This is a genomic window from Pseudomonas sp. DNDY-54 (assembly GCF_019880365.1).
GTDB classification, from domain to species: Bacteria; Pseudomonadota; Gammaproteobacteria; order Pseudomonadales; family Pseudomonadaceae; genus Stutzerimonas; species Stutzerimonas stutzeri_P.
On sequence record NZ_CP082271.1, the window covers coordinates 63,713 to 88,092 of the forward strand.

At 63.3% G+C, this 24,380-nt stretch carries 22 protein-coding genes; 12 read left to right on the forward strand and 10 right to left on the reverse strand.

Annotated features, from left to right (window positions below; all coding sequences use genetic code 11):
• The first annotated feature begins 100 nt into the window (after window positions 1-100).
• Window positions 101-589 carry a DUF4126 family protein gene (locus tag K4O48_RS00310; RefSeq protein WP_222910230.1) on the forward strand — a complete coding sequence of 163 codons (489 nt, stop codon included), beginning with the start codon at window positions 101-103 and terminating at the stop codon, window positions 587-589.
• Window positions 590-861: 272 nt separating this feature from the next.
• Here the strand turns inward: K4O48_RS00310 and K4O48_RS00315 are convergent, their stop codons facing one another.
• From K4O48_RS00315 to trpB, 5 genes are all read right to left on the reverse strand, one after another.
• Complete coding sequence (locus K4O48_RS00315) at window positions 862-1,647, reverse strand: hypothetical protein (protein WP_222910231.1); 786 nt, start codon at window positions 1,645-1,647, stop codon at window positions 862-864.
• A gap of 451 nt (window positions 1,648-2,098) precedes the next feature.
• Entirely contained in the window at window positions 2,099-2,941 is an 843-nt protein-coding gene (gene yghU, locus K4O48_RS00320; RefSeq protein WP_222910232.1) for a glutathione-dependent disulfide-bond oxidoreductase, read from the reverse strand.
• A gap of 838 nt (window positions 2,942-3,779) precedes the next feature.
• Entirely contained in the window at window positions 3,780-4,304 is a 525-nt protein-coding gene (locus K4O48_RS00325) for an REP-associated tyrosine transposase (RefSeq protein WP_222910233.1), read from the reverse strand.
• A gap of 180 nt (window positions 4,305-4,484) precedes the next feature.
• On the reverse strand, window positions 4,485-5,306 hold the full coding sequence (trpA, locus tag K4O48_RS00330) for a tryptophan synthase subunit alpha (protein ID WP_222910234.1): 822 nt from the start codon (window positions 5,304-5,306) through the stop codon (window positions 4,485-4,487).
• Window positions 5,303-6,514 carry a tryptophan synthase subunit beta gene (gene trpB / locus K4O48_RS00335; protein ID WP_222910235.1) on the reverse strand — a complete coding sequence of 404 codons (1,212 nt, stop codon included), beginning with the start codon at window positions 6,512-6,514 and terminating at the stop codon, window positions 5,303-5,305. Before trpB ends, trpA begins: the two co-directional genes overlap by 4 nt.
• Before the next feature lie 131 nt (window positions 6,515-6,645).
• Between trpB and K4O48_RS00340 the strand changes: the two genes are divergently transcribed.
• Window positions 6,646-7,536, forward strand: a complete 891-nt coding sequence (locus K4O48_RS00340) for a LysR family transcriptional regulator (protein ID WP_222910236.1) — start codon at window positions 6,646-6,648, stop codon at window positions 7,534-7,536.
• Between the two features lie 384 nt (window positions 7,537-7,920).
• Entirely contained in the window at window positions 7,921-9,312 is a 1,392-nt protein-coding gene (locus K4O48_RS00345) for a S8 family peptidase (RefSeq protein WP_222910237.1), read from the forward strand.
• A 34-nt stretch (window positions 9,313-9,346) separates the two neighbouring features.
• On the opposite strand, the gene galE is transcribed toward K4O48_RS00345, so the two are convergent.
• Window positions 9,347-10,417, reverse strand: a complete 1,071-nt coding sequence (gene galE / locus K4O48_RS00350; protein WP_222910238.1) for a UDP-glucose 4-epimerase GalE — start codon at window positions 10,415-10,417, stop codon at window positions 9,347-9,349.
• A gap of 409 nt (window positions 10,418-10,826) precedes the next feature.
• Between galE and K4O48_RS00355 the strand changes: the two genes are divergently transcribed.
• The 6 genes from K4O48_RS00355 (at window position 10,827) to K4O48_RS00380 (ending at window position 17,359) form a co-directional block, all read left to right on the forward strand.
• Window positions 10,827-12,011, forward strand: a complete 1,185-nt coding sequence (locus K4O48_RS00355) for a glycosyltransferase family 1 protein (RefSeq protein WP_222910239.1) — start codon at window positions 10,827-10,829, stop codon at window positions 12,009-12,011.
• Window positions 11,999-13,240 carry a UDP-galactopyranose mutase gene (gene glf, locus K4O48_RS00360; protein ID WP_222910240.1) on the forward strand — a complete coding sequence of 414 codons (1,242 nt, stop codon included), beginning with the start codon at window positions 11,999-12,001 and terminating at the stop codon, window positions 13,238-13,240. The genes K4O48_RS00355 and glf overlap by 13 nt, the downstream gene beginning before the upstream one ends.
• Window positions 13,241-13,253: 13 nt before the next feature.
• Entirely contained in the window at window positions 13,254-14,408 is a 1,155-nt protein-coding gene (locus K4O48_RS00365) for a beta-glucosidase (RefSeq protein ID WP_222910241.1), read from the forward strand.
• On the forward strand, window positions 14,405-16,210 hold the full coding sequence (locus tag K4O48_RS00370; protein WP_222910242.1) for an ABC transporter ATP-binding protein: 1,806 nt from the start codon (window positions 14,405-14,407) through the stop codon (window positions 16,208-16,210). The genes K4O48_RS00365 and K4O48_RS00370 overlap by 4 nt, the downstream gene beginning before the upstream one ends.
• Window positions 16,207-16,422, forward strand: a complete 216-nt coding sequence (locus tag K4O48_RS00375) for a KTSC domain-containing protein (RefSeq protein WP_222910243.1) — start codon at window positions 16,207-16,209, stop codon at window positions 16,420-16,422. Before K4O48_RS00370 ends, K4O48_RS00375 begins: the two co-directional genes overlap by 4 nt.
• A gap of 721 nt (window positions 16,423-17,143) precedes the next feature.
• Window positions 17,144-17,359, forward strand: a complete 216-nt coding sequence (locus tag K4O48_RS00380; protein ID WP_019341430.1) for a dodecin — start codon at window positions 17,144-17,146, stop codon at window positions 17,357-17,359.
• 59 nt (window positions 17,360-17,418) lie between these two features.
• Here the strand turns inward: K4O48_RS00380 and K4O48_RS00385 are convergent, their stop codons facing one another.
• From K4O48_RS00385 to K4O48_RS00400, 4 genes are all read right to left on the reverse strand, one after another.
• Entirely contained in the window at window positions 17,419-18,774 is a 1,356-nt protein-coding gene (locus K4O48_RS00385) for a cation:proton antiporter (protein WP_222910244.1), read from the reverse strand.
• A gap of 156 nt (window positions 18,775-18,930) precedes the next feature.
• Window positions 18,931-19,926 carry an LLM class flavin-dependent oxidoreductase gene (locus tag K4O48_RS00390; protein WP_222910245.1) on the reverse strand — a complete coding sequence of 332 codons (996 nt, stop codon included), beginning with the start codon at window positions 19,924-19,926 and terminating at the stop codon, window positions 18,931-18,933.
• A gap of 41 nt (window positions 19,927-19,967) precedes the next feature.
• A complete protein-coding gene (locus K4O48_RS00395) occupies window positions 19,968-20,378 on the reverse strand; it encodes a hypothetical protein (RefSeq protein ID WP_222910246.1) in 411 nt (136 codons plus the stop codon).
• 118 nt (window positions 20,379-20,496) lie between these two features.
• Window positions 20,497-20,922 carry a hypothetical protein gene (locus tag K4O48_RS00400; RefSeq protein ID WP_222910247.1) on the reverse strand — a complete coding sequence of 142 codons (426 nt, stop codon included), beginning with the start codon at window positions 20,920-20,922 and terminating at the stop codon, window positions 20,497-20,499.
• Window positions 20,923-21,054: 132 nt separating this feature from the next.
• On the opposite strand from K4O48_RS00400, the gene K4O48_RS00405 reads away from it, so the two are divergent.
• The 3 genes from K4O48_RS00405 to K4O48_RS00415 all read left to right on the forward strand — a co-directional run bounded on the left by K4O48_RS00405 (window position 21,055) and on the right by K4O48_RS00415 (window position 24,274).
• Window positions 21,055-22,113: an aminopeptidase gene (locus tag K4O48_RS00405; RefSeq protein WP_222910248.1), complete on the forward strand. Its 1,059-nt coding sequence runs from the start codon at window positions 21,055-21,057 to the stop codon at window positions 22,111-22,113.
• A gap of 251 nt (window positions 22,114-22,364) precedes the next feature.
• Window positions 22,365-23,540, forward strand: a complete 1,176-nt coding sequence (locus K4O48_RS00410) for a hypothetical protein (RefSeq protein WP_222910249.1) — start codon at window positions 22,365-22,367, stop codon at window positions 23,538-23,540.
• An 11-nt stretch (window positions 23,541-23,551) separates the two neighbouring features.
• Entirely contained in the window at window positions 23,552-24,274 is a 723-nt protein-coding gene (locus tag K4O48_RS00415; RefSeq protein ID WP_222910250.1) for a ferritin-like domain-containing protein, read from the forward strand.
• Window positions 24,275-24,380: the final 106 nt, after the last annotated feature.

Below are 24,380 nucleotides of genomic sequence, written 5' to 3' on the forward strand. Positions count from 1 at the left end.
TGTGCGGCCCGTGCCGTGTCGCCCGTCGCGACTGGCACTGCGTCCCGAACGCGGCGGCCTGGCTGTCGGTCGGTATGCATAACCACCGGGAGGGTCGACGATGACGATATCCAGCAATCTGTTTTGGGGTGCCCTGGCGCTTGGCGCGGTGACCGGCATGCGCAGCATGCTGGCGCCGACGATGGTCAGCCGCGCATTGGCCACGCGGGATGATATCGATGACGCTGACGAGCCGGCGCGCACCTTGGCGTCTCGCCGCGCGCAGCAATTCCTGCTGCCCATGGCTGCGGCTGAAATCCTGGGTGACAAGATGCCCTTCGCACCGGATCGGACGATTGTTCCATCGATGCTATTTCGCGCGCTGTCCGGTGGGGTGATGGCCGCGGCCTTGGCCAGTGCACGGCGCGAGCCGGTATGGTTACCGGCGCTGATCGGCGCATCCGCTGCACTGATTGCGTCCGAGATCGGGCTCAAGCTGCGCAAGCCTTATCAGGATCAAACACTCACCAATGCCGCGCTGGGGCTGACGGAGGATTGTGTGGCGCTAACGGTGGGGAGCGCTGGGATTCGGCGAGCGTTGGGGCGGTAGCCGAGGGCAACTGACCCAGAGGTACGGGCCGCAAAGGTGGAAAAGGCGTTGCCGTTTTCCACCCTACCCACGTGTTGGCAACGGCGAAGGTGCCGCAGCTTGCATAGGCGTCGTAGGGTGGCTGGATGACCGGATATCCATCGGGCCTGTGGCGAGCATTTCGGTTCAGCATGACCGTGATCGTCGCGCCAAGCGCTGAGAGATTCGGTGAGGATCAGCGGCCCAACCAGCACGGGCCGCAGAAGCGGCCCGTGAATACTCAGCGTTGGCGATCAGCTTGGACGCTTGATCACACAGACACGGTCGGTACAGGTTCCTGCCTGGGTCGCGTCCATGCCTTGCGTGGCGTCGCGGGTGCCGACGGTTTCGCCGGCCAGACCGCCGCCGGTTGGATGGGCCGTGGCGGCCGTTTCCGGATAGCCCGTGCCCGCTCGCTTGGCTGCGCTTCCCACACCGTAGCGGTCCGTATCGGCTGATCCTGCCGTGCTGGCAGGGCCAGTCGCTGTCGCGCCGCCGACCGGAGCACCTGCGTCGAGGTGCGCACTGCCTGCCGGCCGTGTATCGCTGGCAGTGTGGCTGGTCCCCGAGAAATGTTTGTCGAGGTGGCTGTCGCCGCCCGTCGCACCGGCATAGGGGCTGGTCGGTCCGGCATAACCCGGTGTTGCGCCGGCACCGGCACCGCTGTCGTCGATGTTGAGGGCGCCGTTGTATTCCAGTGCGTCCCGCGCACGAATCAGCTGATCTTCGTCGTACACATCCACCGCGATCACCAGCGAGCCCCGGCGCACCGCCTCGGGGTAGGCCGCGGCGTGGCGGCGGTGATCGTGCGGTTCATGGCCGAACAGCGATTTGAAGAAATGCGCGACTTTCGACTCGTGATGCTCACGGTCCACGGTGCTACCCGCGGTGGAATAGGGGGCGTCATAGGCATGGATTTCTGCGCTATCGGCGCCTACGGAATGGATCTGCTCTTTCGCGATGCCCCGCGCCATCAGGTCGCCCTGGGTGCGGTTGGCATCGGTCAGCGTTGCAAACGCTGCTACCAATGTATGTTTCATGGTTCACCTCGCGTTGTGTTGAACAACTGGGTAGGCCAAGCGCTGCGTGCGTCAGCGGATGACGCTCAGGTCGAGCAGCCATAGGCGACGCGCCTCACCCGCGTGACTGAGCAACGCTCATCAATATTGGGCGTGGCCGTACCGTCATAGTTCAGAACGAAGGGATCAACGGTCGGAGCGGCCAGCATGATGTCCTGCAGGCGTGCCGGCGGGTCGGGCGGCGATCAGCTGTTCGGTCTGGTGGGGCGATGCGGCATACCACCTGCGAGGAGCGAGCTGTACGAGGCCAGGAGAGAGGTAGTGCGGCTCACCATCTGGTGTTACGGCTGGCTGTTGGGCTGCGGTGAGGCGGCACGGGGCAGGGTGGGCTGCTTCGGTTCAGCCATCGTTCAATTGAACGATGGCTGAAGCCCACCCTACGGCAGTAGTCTCCAGGGAAGAAACGGGCGGCTTAATCCAAATCCGACGCGTCATGACGTTCCGCCGCCTGCTCGGACTCGTCGCCCCAGGTGCGGTTGACCTTGCGCCCGCGAATCACGGCACGGCGTTCGGCGATTTCGGCGGCCCAGCGCTGCACGTGCGTGTACTCGCGCACCGAGAGAAACTCACCGGCCTCATACAGCTCGCCCCGCGCCAGTACGCCGTACCAGGGCCAGATGGCCATGTCGGCAATCGTGTAGTCATCACCTGCGATATAGCGATTCTCGGCCAGCTGCCGGTCCAGCACGTCGAGCTGGCGCTTGACCTCCATCGCATAGCGGTTGGTCGGGTACTCGTACTTCTCCGGCGCGTAGGCATAGAAATGCCCAAAGCCGCCGCCGAGGAAGGGCGCCGAACCCATCTGCCAGAACAGCCAGTTCAAGGTCTCGGTGCGAGCACGGGTTTCGGTGGGCAAGAAGGCACCGAACTTTTCTGCGAGATACACCAGGATCGAGCCGGACTCGAACACCCGCAGAGGTTCGCCGTCGACGCTGTGGTCGGCCAGTGCAGGGATCTTGGAGTTCGGGTTGATCTCGACAAAGCCGCTGCCGAACTGGTCGCCGTCCCCGATCTTGATCAGCCAGGCGTCGTATTCGGCGCCGCTGTGGCCGAGGGCGAGCAGCTCTTCGAGCATGATCGTGACCTTTACACCATTCGGCGTCGCCAGCGAGTAAAGCTGCAAGGGATGCTTGCCAACGGGCAACGCCCTTTCCTCGCGCGCGCCGGCGGTGGGCGCATTGATGCTGGCGAACTTGCCGCCGGAGGGTGCGTCGTGGGTCCAGACCTTTGGCGGTACGTAAGCGGTGTCAGACATGGCGTTCTCCTCAACTGGTGACTGGGACGTGCAGCGCATGCTACGCGCTCGCACGATGCGGTCGAAATCAAGCCGGTCGATATTGGTCATCGATGGGGAGTGGTTTGTTCTGCGCAGGTTCCGACGACCAACTCCGAAGGCCAGTAGCAAGCCATGTAACCCTGATTCCCCGACAGAATCGTAAAGTGGGACGTGGTATCGGTGGCATCACGCCAACTCGTAGGGTGGGCTTCAGCCCACCAAGGCCATCGGCCGGCGACGACGGGTCAGGTTGTTCGCTTGGCTCCGAGCGGTAAGCGGTGGGCTAAAGCCCACCCTACGGCTGCGCCCGGGCGCGGCATCGGTGACATCGCGACACTCGTAGGGTGGGCTTCAGCCCACCAAGGCCATCGGCCGGCGACGACGGGTCAGGTTGTTCGCTTGGCTCCGAGCGGTAAGCGGTGGGCTAAAGCCCACCCTACGGCTGCGGCCGGGCGTGGCGTCGGTGATATCACGACAACTCGTAGGGTGGGCTTCAGCCCACCAAGGCCACCGGCCGGCTATGACGGATCAGGCTGCTCGCTTGGCTCCGAGCGGCAGGCGTTGGGCTAAAGCCCACCCTACTGCTGCGCCCGGACTTGGAATCGGTGACATCGCGACCCTCGTAGGGTGGGCTTCAGCCCACCAAGGCCACCGGCCGGCTATGACGGGTCAGGCTGCTCGCTTGGCTCCGAGTAGTAAGCGGTGGGCTAAAGCCCACCCTACGGCTGCGGCCGGACTTAGCATCGGTGACATCGCGACAACTCGTAGGGTGGGCTTCAGCCCACCGATCCCCCGTGAGGGCAGAAATGAAGGGCGATTACTCACCAAAGCCGCCATCCGCCACCGTGCTACATGCCCAGTCGCCTCGCACTAGCCCGTTATTCACGTATCGGTCGAAGCTCGAATAGGGCCAGTCGGCAACCCGCTCGACCAGCCCATGCTTGACCGGGTTGAAGTGAATGTAATCAACGTGGCGCTGCAAGTCGGATGCGTCCCGAATCTGGTGCTCCCAGTACCGGCGCTGCCAGATGCCTTTCTCGCGTTTGCGGAGCTTGCTTTGGGTTCGAGTGTGTGCGGGTAACTGTCGGGAAAAGGTGCTTTTCAGCAGGCTCCAGCGGCCTGCAAAGTCGGAGTCGCCGTCCGGCAGCGTCCAGATGGCATGCAGATGATCGGGCAGGACGCAGATGGCCAGGGTACGGAAGGGGCGGGCTTGCTGCGTCTGGCCGTAAGCATGACGAAGATGATCTATCTCTTCGACGAGTAGCCGGGATCGACGGTCAGCTAATGTCACGGTGAAAAACCAGGTGCCGCCGGGCATCTGGCTTCGGCGGTAGTCGGACATGGAGGCCTCCTTGCCTTCATGAATATAGCGAACAGGGTATAGCGGAAAAGGTGGGCTTAGCGGGAATGAAAATTGGGGTTCGACGTACGTCGGCGCACTTTGGTGGGCTGAAGCCCACCCTACAGTGGAAGTTCATCACTTAAGCGTTCCGGTAGGGTGGGCTTTAGCCCACCAAAGCCCTTAGCCTCGCGCGCGGCGTACGCCTCCGGACAGCGCTCGGCAAAGGCCAAGAACGCCGTTGACGGCTTCGTCAGAGCTTCCAGCATTGGCGATCTGGTCGATCAACGCTGAGCCCACCACCACGCCATCAGCCAGTCGGGCGATGGCCGCCGCCTGGTCCGGGGTGCGGATGCCGAAGCCGATGCACAGCGGCAGGTCGGTGTGGCGCTTGAGGCGCGCCACGGCTTCTTCGACGTGTTCCAGGGTGGCGGAACCTGCACCGGTCACGCCGGCCACCGAGACGTAGTAGACGAAGCCCGAGCTGCCGTTGAGCACGGTCGGCAGGCGCTGGTCGTCGGTGGTCGGGGTGGTCAGGCGGATGAAGTCGATGCCGGCGCTCTGGGCGGGGTCGCAGAGTTCGTCGTTATGCTCCGGCGGCAGGTCGACGACGATCAGGCCGTCGACACCGGCTTCCTTCGCATCGCTGACGAAGCGCTCGACGCCATAGGCGAAGATCGGGTTGTAGTAGCCCATCAGTACCAGCGGGGTGCTGCTGTTGGTTTCGCGGAATTCGCGGACCATCTGCAGCGTCTTCGGCAGATTCTGCTTCGCTGCCAGGGCGCGGATGTTGGCCAGCTGGATCGCCGGGCCGTCGGCCATCGGGTCGGTGAACGGCATGCCCAGCTCGATGACATCGGCGCCAGCGTCCGGCAGGCCCTTGAGGATGGCGAGCGAGGTGGCGTAGTCCGGGTCACCGGCGGTCACGAAGGTCACCAGCGCGGCGCGGTTTTCCTGCTTCAGCTGTGCGAAGCGCGTCTGCAGACGGGAGTTCACCGAGCTCATATGTGTTCTTCCTGTTCGTCGTAGTGGTGCATGACGGTTTGCATGTCTTTGTCGCCACGGCCGGAGAGGTTGACCACCATCAGGTGCTCCTTGGGCAGCTTCGCGGCGCGCTTGAAGGCTTCGGCCAGGGCGTGGGCCGATTCCAGCGCGGGGATGATGCCTTCCAGGCGGCAGCACTGGTGGAACGCGGCCAGGGCTTCGTCATCGGTGCAGGGCACGTACTCGACGCGCTTGATCTCGTGCAACCAGGCGTGCTCGGGGCCGACGCCGGGGTAGTCGAGGCCGGCCGAGATGGAATGCGCGTCGGTGATCTGGCCGTCGGCGTCCTGGAGCAGGAAGGTGCGGTTGCCGTGCAGTACACCCGGCGCGCCACCGGCCATGCTGGCGGCGTGCTTGCCGGTGTCGATGCCGTGGCCAGCCGCTTCCACGCCGACGATCTGTACGCCCTCATCATCGAGGAACGGGTGGAACAGGCCGATAGCGTTGGAGCCGCCACCGATGCAGGCGACCAGCGAGTCGGGCAGGCGGCCTTCCTTCTGCATGATCTGCTCGCGCACTTCGTTGCCGATCACCGACTGGAAGTCGCGCACCATCGCCGGGTAGGGGTGCGGGCCGGCGGCAGTGCCGATCAGGTAGAAGGTGTTGTGGACGTTGGTCACCCAGTCGCGCAGGGCCTCGTTCATCGCGTCCTTCAGCGTGCCGGTGCCGGCGGTGACCGGGATCACCTCGGCGCCCAGCAAATTCATGCGGAAGACGTTGGCCTGCTGACGCTCGATGTCGGTGGTGCCCATGTAGACCACGCACTGCATGCCAAAACGCGCGGCCACGGTGGCAGTGGCCACACCGTGCATGCCGGCGCCGGTCTCGGCGATGATGCGCTGCTTGCCCATGCGCTTGGCCAACAGGATCTGGCCGATGCAGTTGTTTATCTTGTGCGCGCCGGTGTGGTTCAGGTCTTCGCGCTTGAGGTAGATCTTCGCGCCGCCGAACTGCTCGGTCAGACGCTCGGCGTAGTACAGCGGGCTGGCGCGGCCGATGTAGTCACGCTGGAAATAGGCCAGCTCCTCGAGGAAGGCCGGATCGCTCTTGGCCTTCTCGTACTCAGCAGCCAGCTGGTTGATCAGTGGCATCAGGGTTTCGGCGACGAACTGGCCGCCGAAGCGGCCGAACAGGCCCCTGGCGTCAGGGCCGCTGCGGAATGAAGTCATGGTCATCTCCTGCGGGAATGGGTGGCAGCAGCCCTGGATAAGCCGGGCATGCGCGATGAAGAGGAAATTACCCCAGTCACGTCGGTATAAAAAGCGATAAGATCGCCCGCATCTGTCAGGAAATCTCACTTATGAGTCAGATGCTTCCTCCCCTCAATGCGCTGCGCGCTTTCGAAGCGGCTGCTCGATTGCAGAGCGTAAGCCAAGCGGCAGCGGAGCTAAGTGTGACCCACGGAGCGGTCAGCCGGCAGATCCGGTTGCTGGAAGACGACCTTGGCGTAGCCTTGTTCAGCAAGGAAGGGCGCGGCATAAAACTCACCGATGCAGGGCTGCGATTACGCGATGCGGCAGGCGAGGCATTCGAGCGCGTGCGCAGCACCTGTGCCGAGCTGCGCCAACAGACGGCGGATGCGCCGTTCGTGTTGGGTTGTCCGGGTAGCCTGCTGGCGCGCTGGTTCATTCCGCGGCTTGATCGCCTCAACCGTGAGCTGCCGGATCTGCATCTGCAATTGTCCGCCAGCGAGGGCGAACTGGACCCACGCCGGCAGGGGCTCGATGCCACCTTGTTATACGCCGAGCCGCCGTGGCCGGCCGATATGCGGGTGTTTGAGTTGGCTACCGAGTGCATCGGCCCGGTGCTGAGCCCGCATCATCCAGACTGCGCGGCGTTGCGTCAGGCGCCGCCGTCAGTGCTGTTCAACGAGGCGCTGCTGTTCACGGCGTCACGGCCGCAGGCGTGGCCCGCCTGGGCTCAGGGCAATGGGCTTGATGCAAATGCGTTGCGCATGGGGCAGGGCTTCGAGCATCTGTACTTTTTGTTAGAAGCGGCGCTCGCCGGGCTGGGTGTCGCGATCGCGCCGCAACAGCTGGTGGCCGATGACCTGCGTCAGGGCCGCTTGCTGGCGCCGTGGGGCTTTGTCGAAACCAAGGCGCGGCTTTCGTTATGGGTGCCAGCACGGCGTGCGGATCGACGCGCTGAGCGATTGGCTGACTGGTTGCGACAGCAGCTGGCTGAGGCGTGATGTGATCACTGGGTGTGTAAGTTTTATTGGGCTTCGTTCACGGTGGGCTGAAGCCCACCCTACGGGGGATCGAGGCACTGCGCGATTGAACGATTGGCTGCGGTAACGGCTGTCTGTCGGGTGATGCGACCGTTAGGTGTGTGGGCCTATCCGTTTTCGGCTTCGCTCACGGTGGGCTGAAGCCCAACCTACGGTGTGATCGTGCATCCGTTAGCTTGAGCGGACTGGAGAGCCGCCGCGAGCGTATGACCATGGCCGACGAAAGGCTGCGCCACTCGTCCGGCGCCACCAAATCGACACCATCATTGCCGATACAGTCATGCACCCACCGAGACGCCATCCTGTCTGTCCGTGGGCTGTCTGAAGTCGTTCGGGAGAACAGTGATGGTCTATAAGAAGCGTGTCGGTTTTTTCATGTTTGCGCTGCTCGCGACTGGGGCGGAGCAGCTATCAGCCAAGCCCAACCCGGCGGTGGATGCTTCGCTCAAAGCGGGTCGGCCTTTTGTCGAAGGCGAGTTGTTGGTGCAGTTCAAATCCGGTGCGTCCGAGGCTGCGAAAAGCGCTGCGCTGACCAAGCGCGGCGCTAAGGCTGCCCAGAAGTTGCTCGACAAGGCAGCTCGCAAAGATGCCAAGGGTGATCTGATTCAGGCGAAGCTGGGTAAAGGCAGGAAGGTCGACGCCGCGTTGATCGCGCAGCTGGCGGCTGACCCTGCGGTGGAATATGTCGAGCCAAACTGGATCTACAGCACGCAGCTTGCCAACCCCAACGATCCTGGCATTGGCATGCTTTGGGGCATGCAGGGTGCAACCACGTCGCCTGCTTCCCCGTATGGCAGCGGTGCGCTGGCCAGCTGGAACGTCGGGGCGCTGTGCTCCAACAAAGTTCACGTGGGTATCATCGACGAAGGCGTGATGACCACCCATGGTGATCTGCGCGCCAACGTCTGGGCCAACCCAGGCGAGGGAACGCGTGCCGACCGCAAGGACAATGACCGCAACGGTTTCGTCGATGACATCTATGGCTGGGATTTCGCCGCCAATAACGGCAGCGTTTATGACGGCCCAGCGGACGACCACGGAACGCATGTTGCCGGTACGGTAGCCGCCGTGGCGAACAATGGCGTCGGTGTTTTCGGCGTGTGCCCGAGCGCCAAGGTGATTTCCGCCAAGTTTCTCGGGGCAACCGGTGGCACCACCGCCGGCGCGGTAAAAGCCATCAACTACCTGACGCAATTGAAGCTGGCGAAGAAGATCAACCTGGTCGCCACGAACAACTCGTGGGGCGGTGGCGGTTATTCCCAGGCGCTGTATGACGCCATTCAAGCCGCCGGCAACGCGAACATCCTGTTCATTGCGGCCGCGGGCAACAGCGGGCTCAATATCGATAGCACGCCGAGTTACCCAGCGAGCTACAAGCTGCCCAACGTGATTTCGGTGGGCGCGATCGACCAGAACGGCCGTCGCGCGGGCTTCTCGAACTATGGCGTGAACAACGTGCACATCGCCGCGCCGGGTGTCGATATCGTCTCGACGGTACCGACCGCCAAGGGCGCTGCCGGTTATGCCTACATGAGCGGCACGTCCATGGCGGCACCCCATGTCACCGGCGCTGCCGCGCTCTACGCCTCGCTGAATCCGTGCGCGACCAGCGCGCAGATTCGAGAGGCACTGCTGAGAACAGCGGTGATTGACCCTCAGCTCACCGGGGCGGTCCAACAGAGCCGCCGGCTCGATGCCTCGAAAATCCGCGCTGAGCTCAAGTGCAGCGCCCCCTAAGCGGGACGTGGTTGAGCATTCGCAACGCGGATGCTCAGCTGGCCAAGGCGGTGTTGTTGTGCACCGCCACCTGCGGCTTCGCTACCGGCTTTCCGCTTGCATAACCGTGAGGATTGCGGCTCTGCCAGCGCCAGGCATCGGTGAGCATCGTCAGCATATCCCGTTCCGCTACCCAGCCCAGGTCGTCTCGGGCCTTGCTCGGGTCGGACCAGCACTGAGCGATATCGCCCGGTCGACGAGCCTTGAACACGTGCGGCAACGGCCGGCCGATGACCTCCTCGAATGCTGTCACCATCTGCCGCACCGAATACCCGCGGCCGGTGCCGAGGTTCCACGTGGAAACACCGTGCACAAGATTAAGCCGCTCGAGGGCTTTCAGGTGCCCCTTGGCCAAGTCGACCACATGGATGTAATCCCGCACACCGGTGCCGTCCGGGGTCGGATAGTCGGCGCCGTAGATGTTCAACTGTTTACGCCGGCCAACCGCCACCTGAAGCATGTACGGCAGCAGGTTGTTGGGAATGCCGTTGGGGTCTTCACCGATCAGCCCGGACTCATGCGCCCCGATCGGGTTGAAATAGCGCAACAGGGCGATCGACCAGCGCGGGTCGGAATCGGCCAGGCCCATGAGCACGTTTTCCGCCATCAACTTGGACTGGCCGTAAGGGTTGGTGGGAACGCCGGTGGGGCAGTTCTCGGTAATCGGCATCCGGGGGGAATCGCCATAGACCGTAGCTGACGAACTGAAAACGAGTTTGAAGATGCCCGCTTCGGCCATCGCCTGGCACAGCGCAATGCTGCCGCTGACGTTGGTTTCGTAGTAACGCAGCGGCTCGCGCACGCTTTCGCCGACCGCCTTCAGCCCGGCGAAGTGCAGCACGGCGGTGACGGGGTACGAGGCGAACAGCGCATTGAGCAGCGAGCGGTTGCGCACGTCCCCCTTCACAAACTGGACCTTGCGGCCGGCCAGCGCCTCGACCCGGTCCAGCGCGACCTTCGAACTGTTGCAGAGATTGTCCAGCACCAGCACCTCATGGCCTGCCAAGAGCAGCTCCAGCACTGCATGGGACCCGATATAACCAGCGCCTCCCGTTACTAGGATCATGTGTCTAACCTCGCATAGCAAAAAATCGACGCGCACGGGGAATACGCGGCTGGCCGTATGAGCGCGGCCGCTGCATGTATCTCCAACGTAGGGTTCGGCGAAACGGCTTGTGCTGACTGCTGGAGCACACGGCGCCGGTGCCGGGGTAATTCAGGCGTCCTGTGATACGGACGAGGAAGCGGCATGCAAGTTCCAACGAAACGGCGGCGAGGCGATGACCGACCTCTGAACTCGGGTAAAGGGAACCTTGGATCAATCGCCGTCGTCCATAAGCGGCGGACAGCGCTGGCGTGTTGGTTTTTTTCTGCTACCGAAGGCGCCATCTGATTTTGCCTTGCGCGGACGGTGCGGGCTTATGCGATGCGGCAGAACGGACTCTGGAGGGCATCGCCACCCTTACGAGGTTTCCATGAGCTGGGCCGGTCCCTACCAATACGAAATTGGCAAATCACCCGATAAACAAGCGACGCCACCCGAGGTTGTCTTCGACGAGCTGGTGCCGACCTTGTTGTGCCTGTCGCATCTGCGCTGGAGCTTTGTCTACCAACGCCCGCAGCACCTGATGTCGCGGTTCGCACGCGATTTCAACGTGCTCTTCTTCGAGGAGCCAATACCCGCCGAGGACGCTCAGCCCTGGCTGGAAGTGCGGCCCGAGGAGAACGGCGTACAGGTGCTGATCCCGCGCTTGCCTCAGGGTTGCGAAGGCGAAACGGCCTTGCGGGTTCAGCGCGACGTGCTCGATGGCTACCTCAGGAAGCTCGGCGTCAATGACCTGCTGCTCTGGTATTACACGCCGATGGCGTTGGGTTATGCCGGCCACCTGAAGCCCAGGCTCACCGTCTACGACTGCATGGACGAACTCTCGGCATTCCGTGGCGCACCGCCGGAGCTGGTGCAGCGCGAGCGTGAGTTGCTGCAGCGTGCCGACCTCGTCTTCACCGGCGGCTACAGCATCTGGGAAGCCAAGCGCGAACTGCACGACAACGCCTTTGCGTTTCCCAGCAGCGTCGACGTGGCGCACTTCGCTGAGGCCCGGCGGACCCAGGCCGATCCCGACGATCAGGCCGAGATTCCCCACCCGCGATTGGGCTTCTACGGTGTGATCGACGAGCGCTTCGATATCGAACTGGTCGCCGACATGGCGGAAAAACGCCCTGACTGGCAATTCGTGCTGGTCGGCCCGGTGGTCAAGATCGACCCGGCGGACCTGCCTCAGCGCGACAACATTCACTACCTGGGCGGCAAAACGTACGACGAGCTGCCGCGCTACCTGTCCGGCTGGGACGTGGCCATCATGCCCTTCGCGATGAACGAGTCGACCCGTTTCATCAGCCCGACCAAAACCCCGGAATACCTCGCGGGCGGTTGCCCGGTGGTGTCCACGCCGATCAAGGACGTGGTGCGCACCTACGGCGACACCGAGATCGTCTATATCGCCGACACGCCCGATGCGTTCATCGATGCCGTGGAAAAGGCGCTGGCCGATGCCGAAGACCGCGACCGCTTGTTGAAAACCGCCGACGAGATTCTCGGTGACATGTCCTGGGACCACACCTGGGCGCTGATGAAGGAGAAGATGCAATGCGCGATGTGAGCCTGCAAGACAGCAATACCGAGCATGCAGGCGGCGGCGCCAGCAATGGCTCGTCCAGCAGTCGCCGTGGCTTCGACTACCTGATCGTCGGTGCCGGTTTTGCCGGCAGCGTGCTCGCCGAGCGCCTGGCCGCCGGGCTGAACAAGCGTGTGCTGGTGGTCGACCGCCGGCCGCATATCGGCGGCAATGCCTACGATCATTACGACGAAGCCGGTGTGTTGATCCACCGCTACGGCCCGCACATCTTCCACACCAACGCCCAGCGCATCGTCGACTACCTGTCGCGCTTCACCGAATGGCGCCCCTACGAACATCGCGTGCTGGCGCAGGTGGACGGGCAGGAGGTGCCGATCCCGATCAACATGACCACGCTGAACAAACTGTACGGCCTGAACATGACCACCGAACAGGAAGCGGCGGACTTCCTCGCCAGCCGCGCCGAGCCGGTCGAAGACATCCAGACCAGCGAAGACGTGGTGATCAACGGCATCGGCCGTGAGCTGTATCAGAAGTTTTTTCGCGGCTACACACGCAAACAGTGGGGGCTCGATCCGTCGCAGCTGGACAAGTCGGTCACTTCTCGCATCCCGACGCGCACCAACACCGATGACCGCTACTTCACCGACACCTTTCAGCAGATGCCCAAGCACGGCTACACCAAGATGTTCGAGAAGATGCTCGCGCACCCGAACATCAAGGTGATGATCAACACCGACTACCGGGAAATCCGCGACGAGGTGCAGTTCGACCATCTGATCTTCTGCGGGCCGATCGACGAATACTTCGACTACCGCTTCGGCAAGCTGCCGTACCGCTCGCTGAAGTTCGAGCACAAGCAGCTCGATCAGGAACAATTTCAGGCGGTCGGCACGGTCAACTACCCAAGCGAAGACGTGCCCTACACGCGCATCAGCGAGTACAAGCACCTCACCGGGCAAGTCCACCCGAAAACCAGCATCACCTATGAATACCCCTCGGCCGAGGGCGACCCCTACTACCCGATTCCGCGTCCGGAAAACGCCGAGCTGTACAAGCGCTACCAGAAGCTGGCGGACGAGACGCCGGGGGTCACCTTTGTCGGCCGGCTCGGCACGTACAAGTACTACAACATGGATCAGGTGGTGGGTCAGGCGCTGGCGCTGTACAAGCGCATCGAAGAAGCCGAGGTCGGCGTTGCAGCCGGCGAAAGCGCCGAACACCGTCAATCGCTGGCCGTACAGGCCCCCTGAACCGAGAGCGAAGATGCATCAGCCCACGCTGTTTAAAAGTTTTTTCATGGGCGGGTTCGAATGCTCGAACCACCGCCGCAGCGATGGTCGCCGTCTCGATCTGCTGGCGGCCACCGGCCATGACCGCTGGGCCGCGCATGACTACGGCGTGTTGCACCGCCACGGTCTGCACAGCGTGCGCGACGGCTTGCGCTGGCACTTGATCGAGCGCGAGCCGGGCCGGTATGACTGGTCGAGCTTCCTGCCCATGCTGCAGGCGGCACAGCGCCAAGGCACCCAAGTGGTCTGGGATCTGTGTCATTACGGCTGGCCGGACGACATCGACATCTGGCGGCCGCAGTTCGTTGAGCGTTTCGCCCGGTATGCGGCGGCGGCGGCGCAGTTGATCAAGGACGAAACCGACACAGTGCCGTTCTACGCGCCACTCAACGAGATTTCGTTCTGGGCCTGGGCGGGTGGCGATGAGGCGTACTTCAACCCGATGGCTCGCGGTCGCGGCTTCGAACTCAAGCATCAGCTGGTCCGCGCGACCATCGCGGCGATGGAGGCCATTCGCGACGTAGAACCGCGGGCACGCTTCGTTCAGGTCGATCCGGCGATCCACGTCGTCGCACCCAACGACCGGCCAGGGCCGCAGCGTGAGGCGGAGCGCTTTCGTCAGTCGCAGTTCGAGGCCTGGGACATGCTCTGTGGCGAGCAGTGGCCGGGCCTCGGCGGGGCGCCGGAGTACCTCGACGTATTGGGCGTGAATTACTACTCCGACAACCAGTGGTACCACGGTGACGGCCGCACCATCGACCGCGACAATCCGGACTATCGGCCCTTCAAGGGGATTCTCAGCGAAATCTGGCAGCGCTATCAGCGGCCCTTGCTGATCGCCGAAACTGGCGCCGAGGGTGATGTGCGTGGCGACTGGCTGCGCTATGTCAGCGAACAGGCCGGGCTGGCGATGCAGCGCGGGGTTCCGGTGGAGGGCATCTGCCTGTATCCCGTGCTGGATTACCCCGGCTGGACCGACGAGCGGCATTGTCCGGTGGGGCTCCTCGGTTTCCCCGACGAGAATGGCAACCGCTGCGTCCACGAAGGGCTCGCCGACGAGTTGCGCCTGCAGCAAATGCGCTTCAGCCAGTTCAACCACGCTGTGCAGCTCGCCGACGCCCTGTCATGAACGCCCCGGAGAAGGCGCCCCAGGCGAAACCGCAGCCGGTGCCGCTGCCGAGCCGACCGGTCCCCTTTCTCTGGCATTACATTTGTGCGCGGCCCTGGCACTTCGGCGGCTTGCTGGCGCTGATCATCGGCGCGGCCAGCTGCGCGGTGGCCGTGCAGTACGGCATGAAGCTGCTGGTCGACGCCATGGCGCAAGGCACCGCGGACCGCGGCTCGGCCAAGGTGTGGTGGCCACTGGGCCTGTTCATCAGCCTGATCGTCATCGAAAACGTGTTCTGGCGCCTTGGGGGCTGGCTCGGCTGCCGCACGGTGGTCGCCAGTGTCGTGGACCTGCGTGTCGACCTGTTCAAACACCTGACCGGCCACCCGATGCGCTACTTCACCGAGCATTTTGCTGGCTCGCTGGGCAATCGGATCTCCGCCCTTGGCCAGGCGGCGGGCGCGATCTATGGGGGCTTGGCGTGGAAGATCGTCCCGCCAATTATCGATTTCATCGGCGCGGTGGTGGTGCTGTTGACCGTGGACGTGCGCATGGCCGTGGCGCTGATTCTGTTCGTTGCCATCGTCGCCGCGCTGATTACCGGCTTTGGCATTCGTGGCCGGGCCAAGCACCAGCGCTTCGCGGCCCAGTCGGCGCGCGTCGGGGGTGAGCTGGTGGATGCGGTTTCCAACGTGTGGACCATCAAGGCGTTCTCCGCCCGCGACCGCGAGGCCGAGCGGCTGGCGCAGGAAATCGGCTACGAAGCCCGCGCGCAGCGGCGCAGTTGGATGTACCTGGAAAAGGCCCGGGTGATGCATGACATCTGCCTGTCGGTGATGGCCGGCGGCATGCTGATCTGGGCCATCAGCCTGTGGGTGGGCGGTGAAGTGACGGCCGGTGACGTGGTGCTGGTCAGCGCGCTGACCTTCCGCATTCTGCATGGCTCGCGGGATCTGGCGCTGGCGCTGGTGGATGCGACCCAGCAGATCGGTGCCATCGATGACACCTTGCGCATCATCGTCCAGCCGCATGGTCTGGAAGACAGTGACAACCAGTTACTGCTGGGGGAGGGCGACATCACCTTCGAGCGCGTCAGCTTCAGTTACCCGGGCCGCGGCGCGGTGTTCGAGGCGCTGGACCTGCACATACCGGCGGGGCAAAAGGTCGGTGTGGTGGGCTCGTCAGGCGCTGGCAAGTCGACGCTGATCCATCTCATCCAGCGCCTCGACGACGTCCAGGACGGCCGCATTCTCATCGACGGTCAGGACATCCGCAGCGTCAGCCAGGACAGCCTGCGCGAGAAGATTGCGGTGGTGCCGCAGGAGACGGCGCTGTTCAACCGCAGCATTCGCGAGAACATTCGCTATGGCCGCCCCGGCGCGACCGACGACGAGGTGGTGGAAGCCGCACGCAGCGCGTTCTGCGATGCCTTCATCCGTCAGCTGCCGCAGGGCTACGACACCCTGGTCGGCGAGCGTGGCGTGATGCTCTCCGGCGGGCAGCGCCAGCGCCTGGGCATCGCACGGGCCTTTCTCAAGAACGCGCCGATCCTGATCCTCGACGAGGCGACGTCGGCGCTGGATACCCAGTCCGAAGCCGAGATCCAGGTCGCGCTCAACGATCTGGTGCACAACCGCACGGTGGTGGCGGTGGCGCATCGGCTCTCGACCTTGGCGAGTTTCGATCGCATCGTCGTGCTGCGTGACGGGCGCATCGTCGAGGACGGCCCGCCCCATGAGCTGCGCAACCGTGGCGGCGCGTTCGACGCGCTGTGGCGAATGCAGGCCGAAGGTTTCAAGGCGCAGCCCGATCCGGCCGCATGAAGCGCGTCGCGGTCAATTCCCGCAGCCTTCAGGCGTTGGGGTACGACCCCGAAGGGCATGTCCTGGAGGTGCTGTTTCACAACGGCTCGCTGTACCGCTACGAACAGGTGCCAGCCGACGTGGTGCAGGCGCTGCTGGAAGCCGATTCCCTGGGACGCTATTTCAATCAGGTATTCAAGGCGCAGCATTACCCCTACCGGCGCCTCGAATGATCCGGTTGGTTTAAGTGGCGGGCGTGACGGCCTCGAGCCCGTAGGGTGGGCTTCAACCCACCAGAGTGGTTGAGCTTATCGGTGGGCTAAAGCCCACCCTACGGTCCGAGAGGTTTCCAGGCGCGAGGGGGTTTTGAACGTCTCCGCACCAAAGCATAGTCGTCGAAGAAAAAGACGAACCTCCAGCCATGTAGGGTGGGCTTCAGCCCACCAGAGGGGGTTGAGCGTACTGGTGGGCTAAAGCCCACCCTACGGTCCGAGGGACGTTAGACGCGAGGGTGTTCTTAAGCGTCTCCGCACCAAAGCGCAGTCCTCGGAGAAAAAGATGAAACACCACCTCGTAGGGTGGGCTTCAGCCCACCAGAGGGAATTGAGCGTACCGGTGGGCTAAAGCCCACCCTACGGTCCGAGGGGCTTCCAGCGCGAGGGTGTTCTTAAGCGTCTCCGCACCAAAGCGCAGTCGTCGGAGAAAAAGACAAAACACCAGCCATGTAGGGTGGGCTTCAGCCCACCAGAGAGGGTTGAGCGTACCGGTGGGCTAAAGCCCACCCTACGGTCCGAGGCGTTTGCCACTGCTTCATACGCATCCCCCCGTCTAATCACCTTATCGGTAGTTCATTTGGGCCGCTGCGCTGAACTTCCGGCGGGCTGAACGGGCCTCAATGAGACAGGACGCGTCATTTCCGAGCGGAGGCTCCTCAGACCAGAAGGGGATTTATTCATGTCGGATCATCACACCTACAAGAAGATCGAAATCGTCGGTTCTTCCCGTAACAGCGTCGATGAAGCCATTCAGAACGGCATTGCCGAAGCCAGCAGCAAACTGCAGAACGTCGAGTGGTTCGAAGTGGGGGAGATCCGCGGCCATGTCGAGAACGGCAAAGTGGGTCATTTCCAGGTCACGATGAAGGTCGGCTTCCGCCTGGCCAACAGCTGACCGGTTGTTCAAGCGACCCCGCAGCGGCTGTACGACCGCTGCCCGGGGATGCGGCAGCCTTACGACGGCCGCTGCCCGCGGAGCCTTTCGTAGCGTTGCAGCAAGGGTTGAGTGCTGAGCCCGTGAATGACGATGCTCAGCGCCACGACCGACAGCACCAACGAAATGATCGTTTCGGTTTCCTCGGGAAGCAGGCCATGCGTGACGGCATAGCTCAGGTAGTAAAGACTGCCGATCCCGCGAATGCCGAACCAGCCGACCGTCAGGCGCTGGGTGCGGTCGAGGCAGCGGCGTGGCATCAGCACCCAGACGGCCAAGGGCCGGATGAGCAGAAACAGCGCCAGCGCCAGCGGGATGGCCCGCCAATCCCAATGCACCGATACCAGCACGCCCAACAGGGTCACCAGGAGCACCTCCAGGCTGCGTTCCAGCTGCCCGCCGAACGTCAGGATATCGCCCATCATCACCCCGGCAGCGACTTTGGGTTCGGTGATCTGCTCGCTTTCCAAGGGCAAGACGCGGGGGGTCAAGCCGCCTTCGGCCAGGTGCGGTACCGCATCGGCGATCAGTTCTTCGGACGGCGTTTCGGATTCGTCTGCGGCATCCTTTTCCGCATGGCGTAGCCCGATGCCCGCGGCAAACACCGCCAGGAAACCCCAGGCGCCGATCAGCTCCGCGCCGACATAGGCCAGCGCGATCAAGGCCAAGGCGAGCGAATCGTTGGGCGACATGGACGTGTCCGCGTGCCGGGCGCGCAGGTAAATCGCCAGCTTGCCGATCAGCCGGCCCATCAGATAACCCAGCAGCAGACCGGCCGGAATCGCCCAGACCACGCGATGCAAAGCCCATTCACCCACCCAACCTGGCGCGAGCGTACCCTGCTCGACGAGCAGCAGGCCAAACACCACAAAAGGGAACGCGGTGCCGTCGTTGAGACCCGCTTCACCGGACAGGCCGTAGCGGACAGGGTCGCTGTCGCGTGAGTTGTTGACCTGAACCAGGCTGGCAAGCACCGGATCGGTGGGTGCGAGGATCGCGCCGATCAGAACGGCGATGCCCCAGCTCAGCCCCAACAGGTAGTGGCAGAACAGCGCCACCCCGGCGATGCAGGCCAGCATGATCGGTCCCGCAAGGAAGTACGCGCTGGTCCAGGCCCGATGACGCAGCGGCATTCGCAACTTCAGCCCGCTGACGAACAGCGATACCAGCACCACAATTTCGGTGAGGTGCACCATCCAGCTGGCTATGTGGAGGAAATCCATCTCCCACAGCCCGACACCGAGCTCGCCGATCAGTACGCCAAAGCCCAGGTAAATCAACGAGGTCGTAATGGGCAGCCAGCGCAGATACGCCGACGCCAGCGCGAGGATCAACAGCAGGACGCCGAGCACCGCCATCCATTCGAGAAAATTCATAGGGTGTTCCGAGGCGAGACAGGACCGCCACTGAGGCGATGTCGTTTCCTGTTCGAACGGCGGTACAGATCGAGGTTCAGACCGTCCACCGGACGGCAGGGCGCCGTCCGGTAGTGGTGGTCATGGGTCTAGCGGAACACTGCTAGGCGGGTGGGCTCAGCGCAGCCCGGCGACGATCTCGAAGGCGCGGTGCCGATCGGCCGCTTCGTAGAAGTCGCAGGTAAAAATCAGCTCGTCGGCTTGCGTCTGTTCCAGCAAGATCTCCATTCGCGCGCGGATCTTTTCCGGTCCGCCGATCAATGCCATGCCGAGGAAATTGCCCACCGCGTCCTGCTCGTGCGGCAACCACTTGCCCTGCATGCTCTGCACCGGCGGTACCAGCACCAGACTCTGGCCACGGATCAGGGCGAGGATGCGCTGGTAAGCGGTCGTGGCCAGGTACTCGGCCTGCTCGTCGGTATCGGCGGTCATCAATGGCACGCCCAGCATGACGTAGGGTTTGTCGAGTACGTCGGACGGGCGGAAATTCTCGCGATACAGGCGAATCGCGTCATGCACGTAGCGCGGTGCGAAATGCGAGGCGAAGGCATAGGGCAGGCCTTTGGCCGCGGCCAGCTGAGCGCTGAACAGGCTGGAGCCGAGCAGCCAGATCGGCACGTTGCTGCCGACGCCGGGCATGGCGATCACGCGCTGGTTGCGCTGGCGCGGGCCAAGCAGCATCTGCAGCTCTTCCACATCAGCGGGGAAGTCATCGGCGCTGCCCATGCGATCGCGGCGCAAGGCATGCGCGGTGAACTGGTCGGCGCCCGGCGCACGGCCCAGGCCCAAGTCGATGCGGCCGGGATAGAGCGCTTCGAGCGTGCCGAACTGTTCGGCCACCACCAAGGGCGCGTGGTTGGGCAGCATCACCCCGCCGGCGCCGAGGCGAATGCGCGAGGTGCCGGCGGCCAGATAACCGATCAATACCGACGTCGCGGCACTGGCGATCCCATCCATGTTGTGGTGTTCGGCTACCCAGAAACGCTCGAACCCCAGCGCTTCGACGTGTTGCGCCAGCGCCAGCGAGTTGCGCAGCGCGAGGCCGGCGTCGCCGTCATCGCGGATGGGCGCAAGGTCCAGGGTGGAAAAGCGGGTGTGTTCGATACGGGACATCGTTGATCTCTCTGCTGGCGAGGGAAGCGGCTGCGAACGACTCAATGGCAGTGCTCGGCCTCGGCACGCGCCAATACGTTGCGTTGTTCATCATACAGCCAGCCTTGTGGCGTAAAGCCCAGCGAGCGCGCCTGGAATAGATAGCGTCGCCCGGGCTGGAAATCGTCATAGCGGATGACCATGGTACAGCGCAGATACTGGGTATCGCCGAAGTCGCCAAATCCGCCACTGCTGATTTCGAATTCGTAACGGGCTTTGAGTTCATGCGCGCCGGGGCTCACTTCGAAATAGCGGCCATCCGGTGTGCGTTCGTCGTCCAGCTGATCGGACATGAAAATGTCGCTGGGCTGGGCACGCATATCGACCCAGGCCATGCCTGGATCGGGGGTGGGCATCGGGCCGGCACAGCCGGTCAGGCCGGCGGTAAGGAGCAGGGCGAGTAACGGACGCATGACAGACTCCTCAAGGGCCGCATTCAGCCCCAGTGCTGTCGCGGTCGCTAGTGAGACTGAGCCAGCTGCGGCGCTGTTGCAACAGCCCCGACCGGCGGCATCAACGCGGCGCAGCGCCTCAGCGGGTCGCGACCCCGCCGCAGCCGCGTTCGGTGGCCTTGGCCAGCAGCTGATCGTGCTGGTCGTAGAGCCGCGCCCACGGGCGGAAGCCATAACCGCCGGCGACCAGACGATAACGCGCGCCGGCATCGAAGCCGTCGTATTCAAGCGTCAGGCGGCAATCGCGCTCCAACGCTTCGCTACCGCGACCCACATCGGCTGCGCCCACTTCAAAACGGTATTGCATGCCCAGCTGGTGGCTGCCCGGACTCACTTGAAAATACCGGTGGTCGTCCAGCGGCTGCTGGTCTACCGCAATGGCTTTGAGCACGGTTTCGTCACGCGGGGCCAGCTCAATCCAGGCCTGGTTCGGGTCCGGTTGGGGCATCCACAGGGCGCATCCGCCGAGGGTGGACAGCGCAACAGCGAGCGTCAGGATTCGCATGGAATAGATCTCCGACCGCGGCTAAGCGGCCTGGCGGTTGGCACAGGTGCCTTCATGGTTGGGTGAGCTTCGATGTCGTTGTAGGCTCAGCGCACCGACCCGGTGGGTCCTGTAGTGGGCAAGCGTTTGATCATGTCGAAGCTGAAAACCGCCCTTGTCGACAACCGCAGCGTGTGGTGGGTTCCGCTGTTGCTGGCCATTGGTCTGAATGGTTGCAGCACCTATTACGGGCAATTGGCGGTCGGCCAGCTGGAATTGCTGCGCCAGAGAGAACCCATCACGGCGATCATCGAGAACCCGCGAACCGACGCGCAGATGCGCCAGCAACTTGCCCTCGTGCTGCGGGCCAGACGCTTCGCCAGCGATGCGCTCGGTCTGCCCGATAACCAGAGCTACAGGGTGTTTGCCGATCTCAAGCGGCCTTATGTGGTGTGGAATGTCTTTGCCACGCATGAATTTTCCGTGGCACCGCTAAACCATTGTTTTCCGATAGCCGGTTGTGTCGCGTATCGGGGTTACTTTGAACCGGGGCGCGCTCGCGGCGCGGCGGCGCGCCTGAAGGTCGAGGGCTACGACACGCTCGTCGCTGGCGTGCAGGCCTACTCGACGCTGGGCTGGTTCGATGACCCGCTACTCGGCGCCATGCTGCGCTGGGATGATGATCGGCTGATCGGCCTGATCTTCCATGAGCTGGCGCACCAACAGCTGTACATAGCGGGCGACACGGCCTTCAACGAGTCCTACGCCTCCTTCGTCGAGCGGGAGGGGCTGCGCCAGTGGCGCGAGCGGCAGGGCCTGTCGTCACCTGGCGAAACGGCGCGGCGGCGTTATGCACAGTTCAGCCAGCTGATGTTGGACACACGGGCGCGCCTCTCCGCGTTGTACGCCTCCGATCTCGATGAGCCTTCCATGCGGGCGAGCAAGCGAGCCGAGTTCATGCGGTTGCGCCAGCGCTATCGCCAGTTGCGCGACGGCGCGTGGGATGGCGACGGCCGTTTCGACCGCTGGATGGCGCAGCCACTGAACAACGCCAGCCTGTTGCCGTTTGGTCTGTACGACGGCTGGGTGCCTGCATTCGCGGCGCTGTTCCAAAAGGTTGGCGGCGATTGGCAGGATTTTCATGCGCGCGTCGAAACCATCGGGCGTCTGTCATCCGACGAGCGGAAACGCCTGCTCGACTCACTTTTCTAAACCACTCGCCGCTTCGTTTAAGAGCACCTACGGCACGTATTTCGCGGCTATTTCCCGTTGCGTGTTAGCGACGCGTTCGAAGAGGTTGAACGCCACCGCTTGTCGTCTACTAGCGTGTTTGACGCGTCATCCACGGAATTCTTTTCCGCCTGCCTCCGTCCATTTTTTAGGCCGTCAGTCGTCGCTGACCCGTGATTCAGCCGTGCGTGCAAGCACGACTACCTAGAAAAAGCCGTTTAAACGGAGGCTCCATGGACAACCTAACCGGCATCCTCGACAACAAGGGCACGCCGCTCGACAAGCAGAAGTTCACCTGGAAGGAGATGGCGGGCAAGCCGATCAGCAAGCTCGACGACGACGCCTTTACGCGGGTGCGGATCATCCTGATGAACGGGATCGAAACCGACGCGCTGCGCCTGAAGCACGGCATCGCCCGGATCACCGGCCAGTTGCGGGGCCCGCTCGCGGAGATCCGCCGTGTCGAGCAACACCAGGCCACCATGGTCAACTGGCTGATCTCGGCTGACCATTCGCCACTGGAAACCACTGTCGCCTATGAGCAGGTTGCAATCGAAGTCACCGCCGCCGTCGCGCAGAACGAGCCCGATCCCTACCAGGCGCAAACCTACCGTTTCGGCCTGCTGGAAGATTTCGACCACCTGTACCGCTACTCGGCGATGCTCGACCGTCTCGAAGGCAAGGACGCGAATAACATCCTGCAGGGCTACACCGATATCGTGCCGGGCCGGCAGACCTCCGAGCATCACCGCCACCCTGACAATGACCTGCGCGACAGCTACGCAAAGGAGCAGGCGGACCTGATCACCAAGATTCACTGCGCGATGATCACCGCGGCCGAATTCCAGACGCACGACTACTACCAGAACATCGGCCCGCTGTTTGCCGACCCGCTGGCACGACAGCTGTATGCGGAGATCGCCTCGGTCGAAGAACAGCACGTGACCCAGTACGGCTCGCTGGCCGACCCGCAAGAGTCGTTCATGGAGAAGTGGCTGGTGCACGAGGCGATGGAGGTTTACGCCTACGCCAGCTGTGCCGAGCAGGAAACCAACCCGCGCATCAAGGCGATGTGGGAGCGCTTCCTTGATTACGAGCTGGGTCATCTGGCGGTCGCCTGCGAACACTTCAAGAACATCGAACGCCGCGATCCGGCTGAAATTCTCGGAGGGCCGTTGCCCAAGATGATCGAGTTCAAGAGTCAGCGCGAATTCGTCCGCCAGGTCCTGGCTGCCGAAGTCAACCTGCGCACCAGCGGCACCCAGTACGTCGACAAGCGTGAAGAGCCGCAAAACTCCCTGGATTACCGTGCCCAGCTCAACTCGGAAGGCATCGCCTCGAACATCGTTTCGGCGGGCTATCAATGGGCGCCCGGTGGTGAACTCATGGGTAAGCGCAAGATTTCTTGAGGAGAACTGACATGGCGACTTCAGCGAAACTAGGTCACAACGTCACCGGCGTGCAGATGTCCCCCAAGGACACCAAGAGCCTGCTCGAGGCGGTTGAACAGATCAAACCCGACGTACCGGGCGATTCCAAAGGCATCATGCTCGAACGCGTCAAGCGCGCCGAAGAGGCCGATCGCATCGGATCTGTGCCGGTTCCCGGTTCGGCCAAGGGCATGCTCAAGTCAACCTTCGACATGGCGTTGGGCAAAAGCCCGGAGCTGCTGGTGGACAAGCTGGGTGAGCGGCTGGCCTTCGAGCGCAGCGGCGTGCGTCTGTACGATGCGATGATCGCGAAAGCCAAGGCGTTGGGCCCGGCCGACTCGGACCTTATCCAAGTGCTACAGCACATTCGGGACGAAGAGTTCGAACACATGAATATGGTCGCCGAGGCGATCGAGACGCTGGGCGCGGACCCTACAGCGCAGACGCCGTGCGCGGATGTGGCGGGGGTGAAAGCCATGGGGCCGATGCAGGTGCTGACCGACCCTCGGACCAATCTCGCCCAAGGCATGGGTGCCCTGCTGACCCTCGAGCTTGAGGATAACGCCGCTTGGGAACTGCTGATCGAACTGGCCGAAGCCGGAGGGCATCCGAACATCGCCAAGGGCTTCCAAAAGGCCAAAGAGCAAGAAGACGACCATCTGGTCAAGGTCAAAACCCTGATCCGTCGTGATCTGCTCGTCCAGATGAAATAGATACGCGTGCGCTACAAACCTTTACGCGCCTTCGGGCGCGTTTTTTTTTGGCCGGCGCGCCCTGACCCGGCAAACCGGATCCGGTAGTCGGCGACGCGGGGAACTC